12 protein-coding genes are annotated in these 17223 nt (G+C 71.5%); 10 read left to right on the top strand and 2 right to left on the bottom strand.

Annotated features, from left to right (window positions below; all coding sequences use genetic code 11):
- Positions 1 to 20: 20 nt before the first annotated feature.
- The 6 genes from WMF14_RS41370 to WMF14_RS41345 all read left to right on the top strand — a co-directional run bounded on the left by WMF14_RS41370 (position 21) and on the right by WMF14_RS41345 (position 9970).
- The gene (locus WMF14_RS41370) at positions 21 to 359 is read left to right on the top strand and encodes a gamma-butyrobetaine hydroxylase-like domain-containing protein (RefSeq protein ID WP_044966844.1); all 339 of its coding nucleotides are present in this window, start codon (positions 21 to 23) and stop codon (positions 357 to 359) included.
- Positions 356 to 1123, top strand: a complete 768-nt coding sequence (yihA, locus tag WMF14_RS41365; RefSeq protein WP_437795722.1) for a ribosome biogenesis GTP-binding protein YihA/YsxC — start codon at positions 356 to 358, stop codon at positions 1121 to 1123. Before WMF14_RS41370 ends, yihA begins: the two co-directional genes overlap by 4 nt.
- A 207-nt stretch (positions 1124 to 1330) precedes the next feature.
- Positions 1331 to 3922 (top strand): NADH-quinone oxidoreductase subunit L, encoded by a 2592-nt coding sequence (locus tag WMF14_RS41360; protein ID WP_437795720.1) that lies wholly within the window; start codon positions 1331 to 1333, stop codon positions 3920 to 3922.
- Positions 3923 to 3929: 7 nt separating this feature from the next.
- The gene (locus WMF14_RS41355; protein ID WP_437795718.1) at positions 3930 to 6185 is read left to right on the top strand and encodes a complex I subunit 4 family protein; all 2256 of its coding nucleotides are present in this window, start codon (positions 3930 to 3932) and stop codon (positions 6183 to 6185) included.
- Positions 6186 to 6188: 3 nt separating this feature from the next.
- Positions 6189 to 7709 carry an NADH-quinone oxidoreductase subunit N gene (locus WMF14_RS41350; protein ID WP_437795716.1) on the top strand — a complete coding sequence of 507 codons (1521 nt, stop codon included), beginning with the start codon at positions 6189 to 6191 and terminating at the stop codon, positions 7707 to 7709.
- Positions 7710 to 7819: 110 nt separating this feature from the next.
- Complete coding sequence (locus WMF14_RS41345) at positions 7820 to 9970, top strand: beta-galactosidase (RefSeq protein ID WP_437795713.1); 2151 nt, start codon at positions 7820 to 7822, stop codon at positions 9968 to 9970.
- A 78-nt stretch (positions 9971 to 10048) separates the two neighbouring features.
- Here WMF14_RS41345 and WMF14_RS41340 read toward each other — a convergent pair whose 3' ends face one another.
- Positions 10049 to 10777 carry a TM2 domain-containing protein gene (locus WMF14_RS41340; protein WP_437795712.1) on the bottom strand — a complete coding sequence of 243 codons (729 nt, stop codon included), beginning with the start codon at positions 10775 to 10777 and terminating at the stop codon, positions 10049 to 10051.
- Positions 10778 to 10971: 194 nt separating this feature from the next.
- Here WMF14_RS41340 and WMF14_RS41335 point away from each other — a divergent pair, with 194 nt between their 5' ends.
- Positions 10972 to 12111 carry an AI-2E family transporter gene (locus tag WMF14_RS41335; protein WP_272102422.1) on the top strand — a complete coding sequence of 380 codons (1140 nt, stop codon included), beginning with the start codon at positions 10972 to 10974 and terminating at the stop codon, positions 12109 to 12111.
- Between the two features lie 57 nt (positions 12112 to 12168).
- Here the strand turns inward: WMF14_RS41335 and mrtC are convergent, their stop codons facing one another.
- A complete protein-coding gene (gene mrtC / locus WMF14_RS41330) occupies positions 12169 to 12999 on the bottom strand; it encodes a myxosortase MrtC (protein ID WP_437795707.1) in 831 nt (276 codons plus the stop codon).
- Between the two features lie 240 nt (positions 13000 to 13239).
- Between mrtC and WMF14_RS41325 the strand changes: the two genes are divergently transcribed.
- The 3 genes from WMF14_RS41325 (at position 13240) to WMF14_RS41315 (ending at position 17218) form a co-directional block, all read left to right on the top strand.
- On the top strand, positions 13240 to 14652 hold the full coding sequence (locus tag WMF14_RS41325) for an extensin family protein (protein WP_437795705.1): 1413 nt from the start codon (positions 13240 to 13242) through the stop codon (positions 14650 to 14652).
- Positions 14653 to 14843: 191 nt separating this feature from the next.
- The gene (locus WMF14_RS41320; protein WP_437795702.1) at positions 14844 to 15836 is read left to right on the top strand and encodes a serine/threonine-protein kinase; all 993 of its coding nucleotides are present in this window, start codon (positions 14844 to 14846) and stop codon (positions 15834 to 15836) included.
- The gene (locus WMF14_RS41315) at positions 15833 to 17218 is read left to right on the top strand and encodes a serine/threonine-protein kinase (protein ID WP_437795699.1); all 1386 of its coding nucleotides are present in this window, start codon (positions 15833 to 15835) and stop codon (positions 17216 to 17218) included. The genes WMF14_RS41320 and WMF14_RS41315 overlap by 4 nt, the downstream gene beginning before the upstream one ends.
- Positions 17219 to 17223 lie beyond the last annotated feature (5 nt).

Here is a 17223-nt window from a genome sequence, read left to right as displayed (position 1 = left end):
CCGTCGGCTGGAAGGGCACGATGCCGCAGGATCCGAAGCTCACTCCCACTCAGGTCAAGGCGCCGCACGGAGCGCGGGTGATGGAGATCCACTGGGCCGACGGCCACCGCAGCGTCCTTCCGCACGAGATCCTGCGCGGGTACTGCCCGTGCGCGAACTGCCAGGGGCACGGCGGCACGATCAACTTCGTGCCCGGCGGTGACCTGAACGTCCGCGAGATCGAGCAGGTCGGCAACTACGCGCTCCAGTTCACGTGGGGCGATCGGCACGACTCGGGCATCTACACCTTCCGGTACCTGCGCTCGCTCTGCCAGTGCGACGAGTGCAAGCCGCAGTTCCAGCCGCCTCGCTCGAAGTGACCACCTCCCGCCGCGCCCCCAAGCCTCAAGCTGCTCCGACGGCCCGCGCCGAGCGGCAGCTCGATCCGTTCCAGATCGTCGACTCGTCCTTCGTCGCCGGCGCGGGCTCGCTCGCGTCGCTCCCTCCGCCCGTCAGCGCGGAGGTGGCGTTCGGCGGGCGCTCGAACGTCGGCAAGTCGAGCCTCATCAACACGCTCGTCGAGCGCAAAGGGCTCGTCCGGACGAGCTCGAACCCCGGCTCGACGCGGCAGATCAACCTCTATGAGGCGCGGGCCCGCGACGGCGCGGTGTTCCAGCTCGTGGATCTGCCGGGGTACGGCTTCACCCGGCGCTCGAAGTCGGAGCAAGCGGCGTGGGCGTCGCTCATCGAGGGGTACCTGCGCGGGCGCGTCACGCTCGCCGCGGTGCTGCTCCTTGTCGATGCGCGGCGGGGCCTCGAGGAGGACGATCTCGAGCTCATCCGCTTCATCGAGGCGTCCCGCGACGTCGCCCGGCGGCCGGTGGAGCTGCTGCTCGTCGCGACGAAGGTCGACAAGGTGCCGCGCTCGTCGGTCCGGCGCGCGCTGGACCAGCTGTCCGCGGCGGCCCCGCGCACGGCGGGCGGCGCCCTCCGCCGCGCGATCGGCTTCTCGTCGATCACCGGCGAGGGCAGGCGGGATCTGTGGCTCGCGATCCGTCGCGTGACGCGGCTCGGCGGCGCGGCGCCGTCACCGAGCGGCGACGCGGGACGCGAGGACGACGCCTCGAGGACGACCGACGGGTGACCTCGCAGAGGTGCGAGATGCACGCAGAGGCGGCGCGTCTCGCCGTGGAACAGGGCGGATGGAAGTATTGACCCGCCCTGTGGCCCTCCATTAACGTGCGGCTCCTCCGGTTCCGCGGGGGAGTCACCAGAGCCGACTGACACGTCGCGGGGTGGTTGCAGAGCAAGACGCGCGTGCCGGCCCATGTTCTCACCGGCTGCCCCAACGATGCCCGACTACTCCGGCCAGGTCACGCACGTTCACACGGCGCTGACGCCGCTCTGGTGGATTCCGCTCCTGCCCATGCTCGGCGCGGTGATCAACGCGCTGTTCGGCCGCGCGTTGCAGCGGAGCGCGTTCGGTCGCGGTGTGTCGAAGCGGCTCCACATCGGGAGCTTCGGCGTCACGCTCGTCGCGGTGGGCGCCATGCTGGGCGCCTTCGCTCTAGGGCTCGCGAGCTTCGTGCAGCTCGTCGGGCTCGCTCCGGGAGAACGCGCGCTCTACAGCTTCGCCTGGCAGATGATCCGCATCGGATCGCTCGACGCGAACTTCGCGTTCGTGATGGATCCGCTGAGCTGCCTCATGACGCTGATCATCACCGGCGTCGGCGCGCTCATCCATGTTTATGCCGCCTCGTACATGGAGGCCGAGCCGGCGTACTGGCGATTCTTTACCTACCTGAACCTCTTCGTCTTCTCGATGTTGCTCCTCGTCCTCGGGGACAACTTCATCGTGATGTTCTTCGGCTGGGAGGGCGTCGGCCTCTGCAGCTATCTGCTCATCGGGTTCTGGTACAGCGACTACAAGAAGGCCTCTGCCGGCATGAAGGCCTTCGTCGTGAACCGGATCGGCGACTGGGGCTTCGTGTGCGGCCTCGCGCTCCTCTTCTGGGGTCTCGGCGCCAGGTGGCTCGACGACGGCCGGTTCCTCTCCGATTACCGCGCGCGCTTCATCGCGGTGGCCGAGGAGGCGCGCGGCGACCACGGCGCCTCCGCCGGGGCGCATGACGGCGCCGGCGGCAAGGCGGGCGAGCGCAGGGCGCAGCCGCTCGCCGGGGCGAAGGGATATCTCACCTTCACCGGTCATCCCGGCGCGCGCGTGTACCTCGGTATCGCCGACGCCGCTCAGCTCGCCTCGAACCCGCGGCCGTTCGGCGTGTCCCCCTTCATCCGCAAGGAGATCGACGCCGGGGCGCACTCCGTGGTGATCGTGCCGGGCGACGGCGCCGTGATCGGGGGCGACGGCGTCGAGATCGCCGCGATCGAGCGGATGCGCGTCGAGCCGGGCAAGGAGATCGTGGTGGCGACCGTGGGCTCGACGGTCACGTTCCGCGAGATCCACGATCAGCTCGTGATCAAGGACGCGAGCGGCAAGGCGTTCCTCAAGGATGCCCTCGAGTCGAAGACGGTGTGGGGCGGCGTCGCGCTGATCACGCTGGCCTGTCTCTTCCTCTTCGTCGGCGCCGCCGGCAAGAGCGCCCAGATCCCGCTCCACGTGTGGCTGCCCGACGCGATGGCCGGCCCGACCCCCGTCTCCGCGCTGATCCACGCTGCCACCATGGTCACGGCCGGCGTTTACATGGTCGCGCGCCTCAGCTTCCTGTTCTCGCTGAGCCCCGTCGCAGGCGGCGTCATCGCGCTGATCGGGGCCTCGACGGCGCTCCTCGCGGCGACGATTGGCTTCTTCCAGTACGACATCAAGAAGGTGCTCGCCTACAGCACGGTGAGCCAGCTCGGCTTCATGTTCATCGGGGTCGGCGTCGGGGCGTACTGGGCCGCCGTGTTCCACCTGATGACACACGCCTTCTTCAAGGCGTGCCTGTTCCTCGGGTCGGGCTCGGTGATCCACGGGATGCACGCGGTGGAGCACGACGAGGCCGCGGCCCAGGACATGCGCAACATGGGCGGCCTCCGCCGCGTCATGCCGCTCACGGCGCGGACGTACCAGGCGGCGTGCCTCGCCATCACCGCCGCGCCCATCCCGTTCTTCGCAGGCTTCTGGTCGAAGGACGAGATCCTCTGGAAGGCGTTCGGCGCCGAGAACACCGGCCCGATCCCGGGGCTGCTCCTCTATGCGATGGGCCTCGCGGCGGCGCTCGGCACCTCGTTCTACATGTGGCGGAGCTACTTCCTGACGTTCGAGGGGCCCCACGCCCGAAAAGAGATCGAGACCCGGGTCCACGAGTCGCCGCCGGCGATCACCTGGGTGCTCGCGGTGCTGGCGGTCCTGTCGGCGTTCGCGGGCGTCGTGTTCGGCTTCTCCAGCCACTTCGTCGGCGGCCACGGCGAGCCCCTGCTGGAGGCGTGGCTCCATCCAGTGTTCGCTCACGCGGAGGTCTCGTTCCGGCGCCACGGGCTGGGGCTCGAGCTCGCGCTCATGGCGCTCTCCGTCGGCGGCGCGATCGTCGCCTTCTCGCTCGCGCGCGCCCGCTACGGCGCGCGTCGCTCTCCGCGCTGGGCCGAAGAGGAGCGGCGGCTCCCGGGCTTCCAGCTCCTCTCGAACAAGTACTACGTCGACGAGATCTACGACGCGACCGTGGTGCGCGCCGCCCTCTCGCTGCGCCTCTTCTTCGCCGAGATGGATCGCTGGATCGTCGACGGCATCGTCAACGGGGTCGCGGTCCTGGCCCGGGCCGCCGCCTGGGTCACGGGCGCCATCGATCGGTACCTCGTCGACGGCGTCGTGAACCTCGTCGCCGAGGGCACGCTGAGCGCCGGGGCGAAGCTCCGCACCCTGCAGACAGGGCGCATCCAGAGCTACGTCTACTTCCTCCTGGGCGGCGTCGCCTTGTTCAGCATCGTTCATTACTTCCTGCGGTGAACGGCCGATGTCGAACCTCTCCCTCGTCAGCATGCGCCGTGGATTCGCCCTCGCGAGATCGGCCAGGTCCACCTCGATGAAGCTCCTGATCCCCCTCCTGATCGCGCTCTCCGTCGTGCTCGGGGCGGCGCCGCTGGCGCAGGCGCTCGATGCGCCGAGGGCGCCCGGGCCGCGCGGCCAGATCGCGCTGCGCGCTGAGCCGCCCGGCGCGCCTGTCGAGCTCGCCGCGAGCGGGCCGGACCACGTCGGCTCGTTCACGATCGAGAACCAGGGCGACGGCCCCTTGAAGGTGACGCGGGTGATCGTGCGGACGTCCCCCGAGGATCCGCGCGTCCCGCCGGGCGTCAGCGTGGAGCTCGAGGGCGGCGGCGCCTCGGCGACCCTCGCGCCGGGCGCGAGCCGGAAGGTGGTAGTCCGGTGGAAGACCGCGGGCGTGCGCGCGCGCGAGCTCTACGGGCACGTCGTCGTCGAGTCGGACGCGGTGGCGGCCGGCGCGGCCGGCGTGCTGGAGGTAGCGCGGACCGTCGCGATGGGCATCCACGCGGAGCGCGGGAGCAGCCTCGGCTTCGTCGGCGACCACATCCTCTCGATCCTGACGTTCCTGCCGCTGCTCGGCGTGGTCGCTGTCTTCCTCGCGCACCTCTTTCGCTACCGGGACGACAGGAAGCTCCGGCTGATGACCGTCGTGCTGATGGGCGTGAACCTCGTCCTCGCGGCGTGGCTCTACGCGCAGTTCGACCGGGGCTTCACCAGGATCGACGGGAACGACGGCTACCAGTTCATCGAGCACGGCGTGTGGATCCGCTCGCTGAACGTCGAGTACTTCGTCGGCGTCGACGGCGTGTCGATCTCGATGGTCCTGCTCACGGCGCTGATCTCGTTCGTGGGCGCCCTCGCGAGCTACAGCGTCCACGACCAGCTCAAGGGCTACTTCGCGATGTACAACCTCCTCGTCACGGGGATGTTCGGCGTCTTCATCGCGCTCGACCTGTTCCTCTTCTTCGTCTTCTGGGAGGTGATGCTCCTGCCGATGTACTTCCTCATCGGCATCTGGGGCGGACCGCGGCGCGAGTACGCGGCGATCAAGTTCTTCCTCTACACGCTGGCCGGCAGCGTCTTCATGCTGCTCGCGTTCATCTGGTTCTACCTGAACGCCGGCCACACCTACCTGGTCGACGGCCAGGCCACCGAGCGCATCTTCTCGATCCCGGAGCTCTCGCGGGTCGCCTGGGCGGCGCAGGGGCTCACGATCCTCGGTGCCGCCGCGGTGAAGGTGGTCTGGATCTGGCTGTTCGTCGGGTTCGCGATCAAGATCCCGATGTTCCCGTTCCACACCTGGCTGCCGGACGCCCACGTGGAGGCGCCCACGGCGATCAGCGTGATCCTCGCGGGGGTGCTCCTCAAGATGGGCACCTACGGCATCCTCCGCATCAACTTCACCCTGCTGCCCGAGGCGACGCAGTGGGCCGCGCCGGCCATGGCGGTGTTCGGGGTGGTCAACATCCTCTACGGCGCCTTCTGCGCCATGGCGCAGAGCGACCTGAAGAAGCTCGTGGCCTACTCCTCCGTCAGCCACATGGGCTTCACGCTGCTGGCGCTCGGCGCGATGACGCCGCAGGGCATCCAGGCCTGCCTCGTCCAGATGTTCAACCACGGCCTGATCACCGGGATGCTCTTCACCCTGGTCGGCGTGGTCTACGACCGCGTGCACACGCGCGACATCGACAGGTTCGGCGGCCTCGCCTCGGAGATGCCGCTCTACACCGCGCTCGTCGGCTTCGCGTTCATGGCGTCGCTCGGCCTGCCCGGCCTGTCCGGCTTCTGGGGGGAGGCGATGACGTTCATCGGCGCCTTCCCGCGCTACCGCGCGCTCACGATCCTCGCGGCCGTCGGCGTCATCGTCACCGCGGCCTACCACCTCTGGGCCCTCCAGCGGATGTTCCTCGGCACGTTCCGCGCGTCGTGGCGGCAGAGCAAGTACCTCGAGCCGTTCGGCGGGAAGTTCCCGGAGATCAGCGGGCGAGAGCTCGCGTCGATCGCGCCGCTCGCGGCGCTGGTCCTCGTCCTCGGCTTCTGGCCGCGCCCGCTGCTCAGCCTCATCGACCGCGGGGCCCTCGAGGTGCACCGCCTCGTCGACAGGCCGGGGCAGTCCCAGATCGCCGGCGCGCCAAGCGTGGACAGCGTGGGCGCCGCGCACGCCCGCGCGGGCGCCCCGGACGAGGGCGCCTCGCCGGGCCAGGGCGCCCTCGCCAGCGCCAGGTAAGCCGTGGAACCCCGCGCCCTCGACAACGTGGCGAGCCTCGCCTACTTCGCGCCGGAGCTCGGCCTCATCGCGGCGGCCCTGCTGCTCGTCGTGTGGGACCTCGCGTCCCCGGCGCGCCTCAAGCTCGCCGGCCTCGTGATCCTCAGCCTCGCGGCGCTCGCCTGGTCAGGCGGGCTGGGCGCGTACTTCCTGGCGACGGACGCCGGCCCTCGCGCGCTCTTCCACGGCCTGCTCGCGTTCGATCGCTTCTCGAACCTCTTCCGCGTGATCTTCGCGCTCGTCACCGGGGCGATCATCCTCTTCTTGGTGCCCCCGCGGGCCCCTGGGATCGAGCCCGAGCTCCGCCGCGACTCGGGCGAGCTCTTCACGCTGATCCTCGTGCTCTCGCTGGGCATGAACCTGATGGCGGCGAGCCGCCACCTGCTGCTCATCTACCTGTCGCTCGAGCTCGTCAGCGTCATCAGCTTCGTGCTGGCGGGCTTCAAGATCAACGACGCGAAATCGAGCGAGGCGGCGCTCAAGTACGTCATCTTCGGCGGCGTCGCGTCGGGGATCATGCTCTACGGGATGAGCTGGATCTTCGGCATCACCGCGTCGATGCGGCTCGACGAGTGCGGGGCGCGGATCGCCGCGCTCACGGCGCAGCAGGGCAAGGTGCCGGAGGTCGTGTTCGTCGGCACGGCCTTCATGCTCGCGGGGTTCGGTTACAAGATCAGCGCCGCCCCGTTCCACATGTGGACGCCCGACGTGTACGAGGGCGCGCCGACCCCGGTGACCGCGTTCCTCTCGGTGGGGCCGAAGGCGGCGGGCTTCGCGGTGCTGATCCGCTTCTTCTCGGACGCGCTCGGCGCCGGGAGCGCGTCGCCCGGCGTCGCGACGCCGTGGCCGGTGCTCTTCGGGTGCCTCGCGATGGCGACCATGACCGTCGGCAACCTGTCGGCGCTCGAGCAGGAGAACGTGAAGCGCATGCTCGCCTACTCGAGCATCGCGCACGCGGGGTACATGCTGCTCGGCTTCTCGGTGTTCAGCGGCGCCGGCGTCGCCGCGATCGCGTTCTACATCGTCACCTACTGCTTCATGAACCTCGGCGCGTTCATGGTGGTGATGGCCGTGGCCGAGGAGAGCGGCGGAGACGAGACGTTCGCCGCCTTCCGGGGGCTCGGGCGCCGCGCCCCGCTCGTCGCCGCGGCGATGGCCGTGTTCCTCGTCTCGCTCACCGGCCTGCCCCCGATGGCCGGCTTCATCGGCAAATTCTACCTCTTCTCGGCGCTGCTCGCCGCCGGGGGCGCGTGGAGCTGGGTCCTCGCGGTCGTCGGCGTGCTGAACAGCGTGATCTCGCTCTTCTATTACGCGCGCCTGCTCCGCACGATGTATCTCGACAAGAGCGATCGCACCGAGCCCACGCCGGTGCGGCCGCTGCTCGGCGCGACGACGTGCGCGCTCGCGGTTCCGACCCTGCTGCTCGGGGTCTACTGGGGGCCCGTTTACGACTTCGTGGCGCGCTCGGTGACGATCCTGCGCTGAGCGCTGAGCGCCGAGTGCTGAGTCAAGGACCGACGTCGCCCCATCCGGCGCGCGCCGGGCCGAACGCGGCGGTATCGATCTCCCTGCGATCCTTGCTAGTGTGCGCGCGCGTGGCCACGACGCAGGACGCGAGCTCTCCAGAGGAACGTTTCGCGCGGGGGGTACGCCTTGCCCCGGGCGGCCTGGACATCGGCGGCAAGCTGGTCCCGCTGTACGCCGGCAGCGTGCACTACTGGCGGCTCGACCCGCAGCACTGGCGCGCCTGCCTCGAGGCCACGCGCTCGCTCGGCGTTCACCTCATCGACATCTATGTGCCGTGGGCCGTCCACGAGACCGGCCCGGGGCAGTTCGATTTCGGCCGGGCCGATCCGCGCCGCGACGTCGGCGCCTTTCTCCGCCTCGCGCACGAGCTCGGTTTTTACGTCATCGCCCGCCCTGGCCCGCACATCAACGCCGAGCTCACCTGCTTCGGCATCCCCGAGCGCGTCATCTGGGATCCGAGCTGCCAGGCCCGCTCGGCGCGGAACAACCCGGTCGTGCTCCCGATGTTGCCGTACGGGTTCCCGGTCCCGAGCTACGCGAGCAACGCATTCCACGACGAGGTCGCCCGCTATTTCAACGCGCTCGCCCCGGTCCTCACGCCGCACCTCTACCCGGACGGGCCCATCGTGCTCTTGCAGATCGACAACGAGGGCGCGCTCTACTTCCGCGACGGGGCGTACGATCAGGATTACCACCCGGACGCGATCTCCCTGTACCGCGACTTCTTGCGCGAGAAGTACCGGACGATCGAGGCGCTCCAGCGCGCTTACGCGAAGCGGGCGGAGCCCACGCCGGAGGGCGACGCGGTCGAGGACGTCGGCGCGGCGCTCGTGCGCGCGGTCGCCCGCGAGCGCGCGCAGGCCGAGGAGGGCGACCTGCGGTTCGCCACGATCACGCCGCCGGTCGCGTTCGACGCCGAGACGCCGGGCGATCTCGCGCGCCACCTCGACTGGAGCGAGTTCCACGAGCACCTCCTCGAGACCGCCATGGGGCGCTTCGCGAGGGCGCTCTCCGCGGCGGGCGTCGATGGCCTGCCCACGATGCACAATTTCCCGATGGGACAGGACGCGACGCCGCTCAACCCCGCGCGCATCTCGCGCGTCGTCGACCTCGTCGGCCTCGACTACTACAGCATCGCGAGCCCGAGCACCCGGCAGATCATCGCCCGCCGGACGAGCGAGCTCGCCGTGCGCTGCGAGGCGCTCTCGCTGCCGCCGTTCGCGTGCGAGATGGGCGCCGGCTTCCCGCCGTTCTTCCCGCCGCTCGAGGAGCGCGACAGCGTGTTCGTGATGATGGCCGCGCTCGCCTACGGGCTGCGCGGGTACAACATCTACATGGCGGTCGAGCGCGACCGCTGGATCGGCGCGCCGATCGATCCGCGCGGCCGTCCTCGCCCCTTCGCCGCCTTCTGGCGGAAGCTCTCCGCGGCCCTCGAGGCGACGAGGTTCCACGAGCTCCGGCGCCCGGCGCCGGTGCGCATCGTCACGCCGCGCACGGAGCGCCGGCTCTCCCGCGTGATGCACGCCTTCGGCCCGCTCACCGGGGCGTTCTTCTCGATCATGAACTTCGGCGCCCGCGATCGCTGCCTCGAGGACGACCTCGGGCTCGGCTACCCGCTGGCGGTGGAGTCCGACACGTTCGTGCGCGCGTTCGAGGAGGCGCTCGACGCGCGCGGCGTCCCCTACGCCCACGTGGGCGGCGAAGATCGCGACATCTCGCTCGTCGGGGCGCGCTGGGTCATCTGCGCCACCTCGGGCGGCCTGAGCCCGGAGCTGTTCGCGTGGCTCGAGGCGACGTCCAGGCAGGGGACGCTGATCACGCTCGGCCCCCGCGAGCCCACCTTCGACGGCGCCTTCCGCCAGCTGCCGCGGCCCTACGAGCTGAAGCGGCTCCTCGCCCCCGGCCAGAACCTGCCGGCGCTCCTCCAGGACGACCCCGCCGCGGCCGACGCCGCGGTGTCGCGCGCCATCGACGCGCTCAACCTGCCGACCTTCGCGTGTGATCCGGACAGCGTGTTCGCCACGCTGCACGAGGACGCGTCGGGCACGCCGCGGGTGCTCTTCCTGCTGAACCCCGGGGACGCGGACGTGGTGGCGCGCGTCACCGTGAGCGCGCAGCGAGCGCGCGATGTGCTGGACGACGCGCACTTCGAGGCGCGGCGCGGGGCGCTCGAGGTGCGGCTCGTGCCTCGCTCCGTGCGGATGCTCGCGCTGGAGTAGCCCCGCCGCCGCGCGCTGCGCCGGCCGGCGAGGCTCGTTATCTCCGCTCGATCGCCTCCTGACCCGGTGTGCCCTCGATCAGCGCTCGAACCGCAGCGAGTTGCCCTCTGCATCGCGGAAGCGGCCCATGCCGATCATGAGGATGTCGATCAGCGACCAGATGCCGAGCCCGCCGCACGTCAAGAGCTTCGCTATGCCGAGCCCGGTCTGTCCCAGATAAAAGCGATCTACGCCAAAGTAGCCGAGGAAATAGGAGAGCAAGAACAGCGTGGACTGGCTCTTGGTCGGGTGGCCGACGGGCGCGTCGCGCCTGAGCACGAGCCCCTGGGCGTCTCGCATCGATCCGGTGCCGATCAGGATCGTATCGATGAGGCTCCAGAAGCCGAGGCCACCACACGTGAACAGCTTCAGGAGCCCGAGCCCCGTCTGGCCCAGGTAGAAGCGATCGACGCCGAAGGTCCCGAGAAACACCGCGAGCATGAAGGCTGTCGCCTGGTCCTTGTCGGAATAGGCGTGCGCCGGGGCGCCGTGAGGCGGTCCGCCGCCATGAGCCGGCGGCGGGCCCCAGCCGCCTCCAGGCGGCGCGCCGTAGCCGCCTGGGGGCGCGCCCCATCCTGCGCCAGGAGGCGGGGTTCCGCCGGGTGGCGGCGGCGGGTATCCGCCCGACGAGGATGCGCCGCCTCCGCCGCCCGGCGCCACGCCCTGGCCGCCGGGCGGGCTAGACCCCCAGCCGCCATTTCCCCAGCCGCCGCCTGCGTTGCCCCAGCCTCCGCCACCGGGCGGAACTCCGCCTCCGCTCGTGCTCATCCTCGTTCCCTCCAGCGGATGCGGCTGTGGAGGCGGCCGTGCGCCCCCGCGGTCGTCCGCCGAGCCTGACTGTATCGCGGAACCGGGGCGCCGCGCTTGTGCAACGCGGAAATCGCTGGTGGTTGCCGGAGGCCCACCCTACCTTGCCCGCGATGGGCCGCTGAGCGCGGCGCCAGGAGCGAGCGCACCCGGCGATGCAGCAAGATTTTCAGTCCGATCGATGGCTGTCGTTCGCCCTCCGGGCGGGGCTCATCGCTCTGTTCTTCTGGATGGTGAAGGGGCTGCTCGTCCCCGTCCTGCTCGGCGGTCTGGTCGCGCTCCTCGTCTCCCCGCTCCAGGGCCGCCTCGCGCCTCGACTCGGCCGCTTCCGCAAGTTCGCGCCCGCGATCTCGACGGTGGGCGTGATCATCCTCGTGTGCATCCCGCTCGCGGTGATCATCATCGAGGCCTCCGCCTCGATAAGCCGCTTCTTCGCGCGGGACTGGTCGAACACGATCGAGCGGGTCCAAGGCCTCCTGAACGACGGGAGGATAACGGGGCTCCTCAACAGGGCCGGCCTGTCCGGGGACGACGTCCGCACGTATGTGAGCAACCTGTTCGAGCGGGTGGGCAGCTCGATCGCCGGCTTCGCGGGCGGCATGGTCGCCGCGGTGCCGCAGACGATCGTCGACGCGTTCCTGTTCATCGTCGGGCTCTACTACCTGCTCCGCGACGGGGGCCTGCTGCTGCGCTGGTTGCTCACGCAGTCGCCGTTCAGGAACGAGGAGACGGACGTCCTCTTCGCGTCGATCCAGGACACGGTGCACGGCGCCGTCCTCGGCCTGCTCGCGACGGCGGCCGTCCAGGGGACGCTGACGACGATCGCGCTGTTTGCCTGCAAGGTGCCGGGCGCGTTCCTCTTCGGCCTCCTGGCCACGCTGCTCTCGCTCGTCCCCATGATCGGCACCACGCCGGTCACGCTGGGAGCGGCCATCTACCTGTTCGTCGTCGGGCGCATCGGCGCGGGCGTCGGTATGTGCGCCGCGGCGGTCGTCGTCGGGCTCTCGGACAACGTGATCCGGCCGTGGGTCCAGAGCTCGCACGGCGGCATGCACCCGCTCATCGCGCTCCTCGCCATCTTCGGCGGCCTCGAGCTGTTCGGCGCGGCGGGGATCTTCATCGGCCCGGTCGTCGCCGCGATCGTCCTCTGGGCGGTCGACACGCGCGCGGGCATCCCCGGTCCGAGCCTCCCGCTGGGCCCGCACACGTCGCAGCCGCCACCCTCGCTGAAGTCGCCGACGTCACGACCACCGCCGACGTCGCGACCGCCGCCGGCCTCGCGACCGCCGGTGTGACGCGACGGCGCGCCGGAGCGCCGCGAAAGGCGCGGTCCGCACCCTGGAGCGAGGCGCTCACGGCGACAGGCCGTAGCCGCGGGCGAGGGTGAGGGAGAGGAGGTTGCACGCCGCGTGGAACACGAGCGACGCCCCGATGCCGCCGGTGCGCGCCCGCAGCCATCCGAAGAGGAGCGCGGGGAAGAAGACGGCGAGCCGGGCCGGGTGCTGGATCGTGAGCACGTGGCCGAGCGCGAAGATCGCCGACGAGAGGAGCCACGCCGGGCCGAGCGCCGCGCCGGCGACGCGGAAGCGCGGCGGGAAGACGCGGTCGAGGGCGCTCTGGAGGTAGCCCCGGAAGAACGCCTCCTCGGGCAGCGCGACCACGAGCAGCTGCGCGGCGATCTCGTCGGCGAGCGATGGCGGCGGGCGCAGCACGAACGGCGAGGTCGCGCCCCAGTACAGCCGGTAGCCCAGCCAGAAGAGCGGGAAGACGATCGCGGCGACCAGCGCCGCCCAGGCGACGGCGTGGAGCGCGGCGCGGACGAGGCGCTTCGGCGACAGCGGCACGGGCTCCAGGAGCCCCCCGAGCGACAGGCCGTGGGCGCGGATCGTCGACTCGTCGTACCTCAGCACGAGCCAGAACGTCGCCGCGAAGAAGGTGAGGCCGACGAGCGTCCCGGCGTAGCTCTTCGGCGCCGCGTAGGACACGGCCGTCACGGCGGCCGTCGTGACGCCTGCGGCGAGGAGCGCGCGCGCGGCGGTCGGCTCGGGCGCCCGCGGGCGCTCGCGCTCGCGCTCGCCGACGCTCGCGTGGGCGGCGTTCGCGTCCGCCGGCGCGCCAGGTGTCTCGTCGCCGGCACGTGGGCGGGCGTCGCGGCTCGGTTCGATGGGTGTGGGCGGCTGCAAGGCGTGTTCGTCGCGGAGGGGAGTGCGCGGTGCGGGGGCTTACGCGGGGGTCTCGGCGACCAGGGTTCGCGGCCGCGCGCGCTCAGCCTAGCCGCCAGGATGTCCCTCCGCGATGGTCAGCGCTCACGGCGGCGCGATTCGAGCGCTGCACACGGGTCCAGCCACCGCCCATTTTCTAGCCTTCCAGCCCGGTCACGTTAGAGTGCGGCCGCTGTGGCGTTTTCCCGACTTCGCTGTCTGATGAAGCCGTTGGCCTGCGCGCTGCTTGCGTCCGTCGCGACGCTCGATCCGGCGCCCGCGTCGGCCGCGTCGCCGTTCCTCATGATGCCTGAGGCGAGCGTCGCCGAGGCGTCCCCGGCGTACCGCTATGCCAACATGACGAACGAAGAGGCGCTGGCGGAGCTGGATCGCCGGAAGATCCTGTATCTCAAGGTCGACCACGCGCCCGGGGTGCGCGCTCCGATCCGGCTCACGGGTCGGCTGAACGGCGTGTACTTTCATTCGGTGCTCCCGCCCGAGCAGCGCGTGACGAGCATGTTCGAGATCCTGGACGCGCGCCTCGCGCTCGCCCTCGACGATTTCGCGGCCGTGCTCTCGAGGCACGATATCGACGAGGTCGTCCATTACACGATGTATCGGCCCAACGTGCCGATGCGCGGCGGCGAGGGCGTGGACGGCGACGGAGAGCACGGGCACCCGATCGCCCACGCGAAGGCCGCTGACAGCGCGGTGAAACAGGCAGAGGCTGCGGACGGCGCTGCCCGCGAGGAATCGACGAGGCAGGCCTCGCCGGTCGAGCCCGCGCCGCCGGTGGAGCTCGGCAAGAAGGGCGCGCTCGATGGGGCGTCGAAGGCGCCTGATGAGCCACCGCGACGCCTGAAGGAGAAGGGGGCCGCCGAGGCCGGGCCGAAGGAGAAGGCCGCAGCGGAGGCCGGGCCGACGCGGAAAGGGGCGGTGGAGGCCGGGTCGAAGGAGAAGGCCTCAGCGGGGGCCGCGCCGAAAGAGAAGGCCGCAGCGGGGGTCGCGCCCAAGGAGAAGGCCGCAGCGCAGGCTGCGCCGAAGGAGAAGGCTGCAGCGGGGGTCGCGCCGAAGGAGAAGGCCGCAGCGCAGGCCGCGCCGAAGGAGAAGGGCGCGTCGGAAGCCGAGCCAAGCGCCGCCTCCAAGGCTCCTGGCCAGCGCACGCGCACGATCGCGGCGCGCAGCGGGCAAGCCAAGGCCGCCGGCAAGGTCGGAGCGCGCCGCGCTGCTCGGCGCAAAGCCGTGGGGCCGACCCGGGCCACGACGTCTGCGGTCAAGCACCGTGGCGACGTCGCTCTGCGCAGCGATGCAGCGCAGAAGCCTCGCGGTACGTGGGCTCCGCCTGGCACGCGGCACCCCGCCGGCCTGGCCATCGACGTCGGCGCGCTCAAGAAGCGCGACGGCACCTGGATCAGCGTCGCGCGCCACTTCCACGGCCGCATCGGGGACAAGACCTGTGGTGCCGGGGCGCCGCAGCCCGAGCTCCCCGAGGCGCGCGAGCTCCGGTCCATCGTGTGCGAAGCGGCGGATCTCGGGATTTTTACATATGCGCTGACGCCCAATTTCAATGCGGCGCACGTCGACCATTTTCATATGGAGATCAAGCCGGGCGTCCGGTGGTTCCTCTATCACTGAGCGAAGGCCGCGCGCTCCTTGTACAGCCCTGAACGGCTCGCAGCGCGCCGCACTGCACATCCGTTGATTGCGCGTTTTTTGATGATCTGAGCGGTTTGTTCGCGCAACTTCCGCCGCGAGAGCGACGATTCCCTTCCCGAACGAAGGCGCCGGCGCTCCGCCGCGCGCCCCCGCAAGGGAGGTCGACGGACATGGTGCAAAAGAGAGACGGACAGCCGCTGCCGGGGACTTCCTACCGTGTGCTCCGTCGGATCGGAGCAGGCTCGTGCTCGGAGGTCTTCGAGGTGACCGGGCGCCGCGGCCAGCTGCGCGCGCTCAAGCTGCTCCGCGCCATGCACGACGGGTCGAGCGAGATCGGAGCGCGCCTGGTCCAGGAAGGGCGCACCCTCTCGGCGCTGAGCCATCCCCACATCGTGAAGGTCGAGGAGGTCGGCGTGACGAGCGACGGCCGGCCCTTCCTCGTCATGCCGCGCCTCTTCGGCGAGACGATGCGCGAGCGGCTCGACGCGCGCGGACCGCTCGCGACGCCCACCGCCGTGCGCGTCGCCATCCAGGTGCTCGGCGGGCTCGCGGCGACGCACCGCGCCGGCGTCATCCACCGCGACATCAAGCCGGCGAACGTCTTCCTCGCGCAATCGAGCTGCGCCGAGCAGGGCCTGGCCGATCTGGACAGCGCGTCCGGTGCGCCCGAGGCCGAGCACGCCGTGCTCATCGACTTCGGCATCGCGAAGGTGAGCCGCGAGGGGCTGGAGCCGTCGATGGGCTCGAACGTCCTCGGCACGCCGCGCTACCTGTCGCCCGAGCAGATCCGCGGCGAGGAGGTCGACGCTCGCACCGACGTGTACGCGGTGGGCCTCCTGCTCTTCGAGGCGATCACAGGGCGCGGTCCGTTTCCGGTGGTCGACTCGATGGCGGTGATGCGGGCGCACCTCGGCACACCGGCGCCGCGGCTTCGCTCGCTCCTCTGGGTGCCTCCGGCGCTCGATCATGCCGTCGCGCGCGCGCTCGAGAAGGATCCGGGGCTCCGCTGGCAGACGGCGGACGCGATGGCCGCCGCGCTCGCGGAGGCGCAGGGCGAAGACGGGGGCAGGGAGACGCCGGCTCTCGGCGGGGCGGGGCGCGCCTCGCCGCCGGACGGCGAGCGCAGCGCGCGGGCGCGCCTCGCGGCCGGAGGGACGCGATGAGCGGCGCGTCCGCCGAGTGCTCCGGGGCGCGCACGCTGCTCTACGCGGGCGGGGTGTCGCTCGCGCCGAGGGCCCCTTTCGCGCGTCCGCTCCGCGCGAGAGGCGAGGGCGAGCCGCTCGAAGACGCGTGGCCGCTCCGCGCGCTGGGCGAGGGGGAGCCGCTGCGGGGCACGCCGTACGTCGTGCTGCGCCTGCTCGGTCAGGGCGGCATGGGCGAGGTGTACGAGGTCGAGCACCGGGCGCTCGGCCGCCGGTTCGCGGTCAAGGTGCTGCACCGCAGCCACGCCGGCCGCAGCGATCTCTCGGCGCGCCTGCGCGCCGAGGCGCGCTCGATCGCACGCCTGCGCCACCCGGGCCTCCCCGGCGTGTTCGACCTCGGCGCGACCGACGGCGGCCGCCCCTACTTCGCCATGGAGCTCCTCGAGGGGCGCGATCTCCGGACCGAGCTCGCGCGCCTCGGCGTGGTCGCGGTCCCGACAGCGCTCGACCTGGTCCTGCAGGCCCTGTCCGCGCTGTCACTCGCGCACGCGGCGGGCATCGTCCACCGCGATCTCAAGCTCGAGAACCTGTTCCTGTGCGATGACGGCACGCTCAAGGTCCTCGACTTCGGCGTCGCCAAGCTCCTCCACGCCGGCGCCTCGATGACGGCCCCGGACGCCGTCATCGGCACGCCCAGGACGATGGCGCCCGAGCAGTGCGCCGCCCTGCCGATCGATCCGCGCGCGGATATCTATGCGATGGGCCTCGTCCTCTACGAGCTCGTCGCCGGGCGGGGCCCCTTCGACGAGCTGCGCGGCCGGGGCGACGCGCTCCGCTTCGCTCACTGCGAGCGGGAGCCTCCTCCTCCCTCGCGCTTCGCGCCGCAGCCGATCCCGGCGGCGCTCGAGCAGCTGATCCTGCGCGCGATCGCGAAGGCGCCCGAGCATCGCTTCCAGACGGCCGCCGACATGGAAGCCGCTGTGCGCCGATTGCACGGCCGGCTGCACGACGGATCGCAGTCGAGCGCCGCGCCGGCGGTCAGCGCGACCGCGCTCACCCCGACCACGGCCGACGCCGTCGCGGCCTGCACACCTGCGCGCGGCGAGGTGCCCGCCGAGGTGCTCCGCCGATCGCTGCTCGCCGCGTCGGCCGGCGCCGCGCGCCTCTCGCGCCGCCCGAGGGCGCGCTCGACGCGGCGCGCACCTCCGGCGCGGCCCGTCGCCCGTGCGGCGTCGCGCGCCTCCGCGCTCGCCGTCTGCGCGCTCGCCATCGGCGCGCTCGCCGTCGCGTCGGCCGCGCTCGGGCTCGCGCTCGGGCAGCGCTCGATCGCGGCGAGCGAGCACGCCGCGCCTGCGCCGCCGTCCGCGCCCGCCGCGGCGCAGGCGCGCTCGGCTGTAAGGTAGCCTCG

The sequence above is a fragment of the Sorangium sp. So ce693 genome (genome assembly GCF_051521375.1).
GTDB classification, from domain to species: domain Bacteria; phylum Myxococcota_A; class Polyangia; order Polyangiales; family Polyangiaceae; genus Sorangium; species Sorangium atrum.
The sequence above is the reverse complement of the archived record's forward strand: the minus strand, read 5'-3'. Positions and strand labels throughout refer to the sequence as shown.